At 62.2% G+C, this 4163-nt stretch carries 6 protein-coding genes; 2 read left to right on the top strand and 4 right to left on the bottom strand.

Annotated features, from left to right (window positions below):
- Window positions 1-849: IMP dehydrogenase (gene guaB / locus VFE81_RS10150; protein ID WP_325044464.1), on the bottom strand; the 849-nt coding region annotated here is incomplete at its 3' end.
- A 359-nt stretch (window positions 850-1208) separates the two neighbouring features.
- Here guaB and VFE81_RS10145 point away from each other — a divergent pair.
- Window positions 1209-2186 carry a DMT family transporter gene (locus VFE81_RS10145; RefSeq protein WP_325044463.1) on the top strand — a complete coding sequence of 326 codons (978 nt, stop codon included), beginning with the start codon at window positions 1209-1211 and terminating at the stop codon, window positions 2184-2186.
- Between the two features lie 118 nt (window positions 2187-2304).
- Here the strand turns inward: VFE81_RS10145 and VFE81_RS10140 are convergent, their stop codons facing one another.
- Both VFE81_RS10140 and VFE81_RS10135 read right to left on the bottom strand, forming a co-directional pair.
- The gene (locus VFE81_RS10140; RefSeq protein WP_325044462.1) at window positions 2305-2637 is read right to left on the bottom strand and encodes an RnfH family protein; all 333 of its coding nucleotides are present in this window, start codon (window positions 2635-2637) and stop codon (window positions 2305-2307) included.
- Window positions 2634-3071, bottom strand: coding sequence for a type II toxin-antitoxin system RatA family toxin (locus VFE81_RS10135; protein ID WP_028199353.1), 438 nt, complete (start codon window positions 3069-3071; stop codon window positions 2634-2636). The genes VFE81_RS10140 and VFE81_RS10135 overlap by 4 nt, the downstream gene beginning before the upstream one ends.
- 100 nt (window positions 3072-3171) lie before the next feature.
- Here VFE81_RS10135 and smpB point away from each other — a divergent pair, with 100 nt between their 5' ends.
- Complete coding sequence (gene smpB, locus VFE81_RS10130) at window positions 3172-3618, top strand: SsrA-binding protein SmpB (RefSeq protein ID WP_042323149.1); 447 nt, start codon at window positions 3172-3174, stop codon at window positions 3616-3618.
- Between the two features lie 189 nt (window positions 3619-3807).
- On the opposite strand, the gene VFE81_RS10125 is transcribed toward smpB, so the two are convergent.
- Window positions 3808-4163 (bottom strand): band-7 C-terminal domain-containing protein (locus VFE81_RS10125; RefSeq protein WP_325044461.1); only part of this gene is annotated, 356 nt, incomplete at its 5' end.

Below are 4163 nucleotides of genomic sequence, written 5' to 3'. Positions count from 1 at the left end.
TTTGGCCGCCGCAGCGGTGGCGATGTTGCCGCCGATCACTTCGACGTGCGGGAATTTCTGTTTGACCCACTTGACGCGCTCGAGCACGCCCTTGCTGTGGCCGTGCGCCGTGTCGACAACGATCACGTCCACACCCGCCTGCACCAGCAGTTCAACGCGTTCTTCGTTGTCTTCGCCCACGCCGACCGCAGCGCCTGCGCGCAGCTTGCCGTGTTCGTCTTTACACGCGTCCGGGTGTTCGGTTTGCTTGGTGATGTCCTTGACGGTCATCAGGCCGCGCAGTTCGAATGCGTCGTTAATGACCAGCACGCGCTCGAGGCGGTGGCTATGCATCAGCGCCTTGGCTTCGGCGAGCGGCGTGCCTTCCTTGACGGTGACGAGGCGCTCGCGCGGCGTCATGATGTTGCGCACCGGCTCGTCCAGACGCTCTTCGAAACGCAAGTCGCGGTTCGTGACGATCCCGATCAGCTGCGCGCCTTCGACGACCGGAAAACCCGAAATGCCATGCTGGCGCGATAGTGCGATGACGTCGCGCACCTTCATTTGCGGCGGCACCGTGATCGGATCGCGCACGACGCCCGATTCGAAGCGCTTGACCTTGGCAACTTCACGCGCCTGCTCGGCCGGCGTGAGATTCTTGTGGATGATGCCCACGCCACCCATTTGCGCCATCGCGATCGCGAGACGGGCTTCGGTGACGGTGTCCATGGCGGCGGACACGAGCGGCATATTCAGGGAGATGTTGCGGGTCAGCCGGGTCTTGAGGCTGGTGTCGCGCGGCAGAACATCAGAAAAGGCCGGGACGAGGAGCACGTCATCGAACGTGAGTGCTGTTTGGATCAGACGCATGGCAAATCCTATAGGCGCAAAAGCGAATTATACGCGATACCTCCCCGGTTTTCACTGCACTAACAGCAGCTTAGCGAATTTCGGGCGATTTTTTTCGCGACTTTGAACCCTTCGATTTCGCTTCTGCGTTCGCCTCAGGTTCGATCCGGTTTCGTTTGCGCGTTCGGGTGCATGGAGGCGCCGCCCGGGTCGAGCGCGGACAATTCGGGCGGCTTGCGCGCCGTCGAGCCGTCGCGCGGAAGTTAAAAGGCGCCTGAAAACGCCGGATAAAACCGCCGGAATGCAGAATCAAACAAGACACCCCGCCTGCCAGGCGGCTATTCTGCCGACCATTCCAGTTTTTCTTGCAGGGGCAGTCGATGCAGCGCGGTGTGGCATATGGAGTAATGGCCGGGGCCCTATGGGGCATGGTGTTTCTGGTGCCGCGCGTGCTGCCCGATTTTTCGCCGCTGCTGCTGAGCGCCGGCCGTTACACGATGTACGGCATCGTCTCGCTGGCCGCCGCGCTGCCAATGGCCCGTTCGCTCGTCAAACGCCTGACCCGCGAGGATCTCGGCGCGCTGGTCAAACTGGCGTTGGCCGGCAACCTGCTCTACTACCTGCTGCTGACCGCGGCAGTCCATATGATCGGCATCGCACCGGCATCGCTGATCGTCGGCGTGCTGCCGGTCACGGTGACGCTGCTCGGCCGGCGCGATCACGGCGCCGTGCCGCTCGCCCGCCTCGCATGGCCGCTCGCGCTGGTGGTGGCCGGCATCGCCTGCATCAACATCGACGTGTTCACGGTCGCGGACAGCACACCCGTCAGTATCGCGACGAAGCTCCTCGGCCTCGCCTGCGCGGTCGGCGCGCTCGCCTGCTGGACCTGGTTCGCGGTCGAAAACGCCCGTTATCTGCAGCGACAGACGCATTTCAGCGGCAACGAATGGTCGGTGCTCTGGGGCGTGGTGACGGGCGCGCTCGGCGCGGCATTGTGGCTGGTGGTCGCCGTCATGCCCTCTGGCGGCCTGCAGGCGCCGCTCGGCGACGAGCGCTGGCACACCTTCTGGATGCTGAATCTGGGGCTCGCAGTGGGCGCGTCATGGCTCGGCAACGGGCTGTGGAACGCCGCGTCGAAGCGGCTGCCGCTCACTCTGTCCGGTCAGATGATCGTGTTCGAGACGCTATTCGCGCTGCTCTACGCGTTCATCTACGACCAGCGCCTGCCGCGCCCGCTTGAAACGGCGGCGATCCTGCTGCTGGTCGCGGGGGTGTGCTGGTCGGTGCGCCAGCATGCGGCCGACGATTCGTCCGGCGGGGCACCGATCGAGGAAAAAGCCCGAGTTTCGGCGCATTGACTCGGCGCAGTGATCCGGGGCAGTGATCCGGGGCAGTGACTCCGGGCACGCACGGCGCCACGCAACGGCAACGGCCAGGCCGCGCCCACCAGCCGCGCCGCCCTTCTCCAGAACACGCCTAGCGCGAATCCTTGTTCTGCCAGCGGCGCCCTTCAATCGAGCCCGCCTTACGGGTTTTCTCGACGCGCCGCTGACGCGACAGCTTCGGATCCACCAGCAAGGGCCGGTAAATCTCGACGCGATCGCGGTCGGCGAGCACCGTATCGAGCGGCTTGAGCTTGCCGAACACGCCGACCTTCTGCGTGCCCAGATCGATCTGCGGATAACGCCGCAAGATGCCGCTCGCGTCGAGCGCCTGCTGCAGCGTGGCGCCTTCCGGCAATTCCACGGCGATCAGCGTCTGCTCATTGGCGAGCGCGTAGCAGACTTCAATCGACAAGCGCGCGCTCATGCCTTACCGTAGCGCTGATCGGCGCGCTTCACGAACGATTCGACGAAGGTGTTGGCAATGTGGCTGAACACCGGCCCAATGATCTTCTCGAGAATAATGTTGGTGAATTCGTAGTGCAGCGCGAATTCGATCTTGCAGGCATCCGCGCGCAACGGCGTAAAGCGCCAGAAACCGGTGAATTTGCGAAATGGGCCGTCCGCGAACTCCATATCGATGCGCGTGGGCCGCTCCATGCTGTTACGCGTGGCGAAATGCTGCTTGATGCCCTTGAAGTTGATATCGATCTTCGCCTCCATGCCGGTTTCGTCCTGGCGACGGATTTCGACTCCCCCGCACCAAGGCAGGAAGTTGGGGTAATCGGCGACGTCGGTGACGAGGTCGAACATCTGTTCCGCCGAATGGCGGATCAACACGGTTTTCTGGACATCTGCCATAAATTGAACAGCGCGTGGCAAGGGTGGACAAGCGCCGCGGGCTTTCCTTGCCCCGCTTTGCTAAAATCGTGATTTTAAACGAGTTGGGCACTTTCCATTCATGAGCATCATCGACAACAGAAAAGCCTTCTACGACTACTCGGTCGAAGAACGCTATGAAGCAGGGCTCGTGCTCGAAGGATGGGAGGTCAAGGCGCTGCGCGCCGGGCGCGGCCAGATCAAGGAAGGTTACGTTGTCATCAAGAATAACGAACTGTTCCTGATCGGCACGCATATCAGCCCGCTGCCCGAAGCCTCGACCCACATCAACCCGGACCCGGTGCGCACGCGCAAGCTGCTGCTGCATAGCGAGGAAATCAGCAAACTGATCGGCAAAGTCGAGCAGCGCGGTTACACGCTCGTGCCGTTGAACTTCCATTACAAAGGCGGCCGCGTCAAATGCGAGATCGGCCTCGCCAAGGGTAAGAAGCAGCACGACAAGCGTGAGACTGAAAAGAAGCGCGACTGGGAACGCGAAAAGGCGCGCCTGATGCGCTCACCGTCGTAATGGTGGTCTGAGGGCTTGGGCTGGGAGTTGAACTGCGGCCTGGCCTGATTAGCGGCGCGTGATGCGCGGATTTGCCGCGCTTTGCTGCCCGGCCGGCTCGCTGGCAAAAGCTGCGATTCAGCCAGAACTCAACGAAAAATGGCCCGCTTATTTTGCGGGCCATTTTTTTTCGGCAAGGAAAAACGTCAATCAGCGCACGTCCGTCGCGCCCTTCCCCTTGTTCACGATAGTCAGCGCCGACGCGATCATCGAACTCATATCCGCCAGATTACCCGGCACGATCAGCGTGGTGCCCTGCTTCGCCAGGTTACCGAATGCGTTCACATACTGCTCGGCCACCTTCAGGTTCACCGCTTCCATGCCGCCGTTCGACTGGATGGCAGCAGCAATCTTCTGAATCGCCTGTGAGTTAGCCTCCGCCACCGCCAGAATCGCCGCTGCTTGCCCCTGCGCCTGATTGATCGCCGCCTGCCGTTCGCCTTCGGACTTCTGGATCGACGCTTCGCGCCCACCCGAGGCGATATTGATCTGCTCCTGCTTACGTC

It is taken from the genome of Paraburkholderia sp. (genome assembly GCF_035656215.1).
Classification (GTDB): Bacteria; Pseudomonadota; Gammaproteobacteria; order Burkholderiales; family Burkholderiaceae; genus Paraburkholderia.
This window is presented reverse-complemented; position numbering and strand designations above follow the sequence as displayed.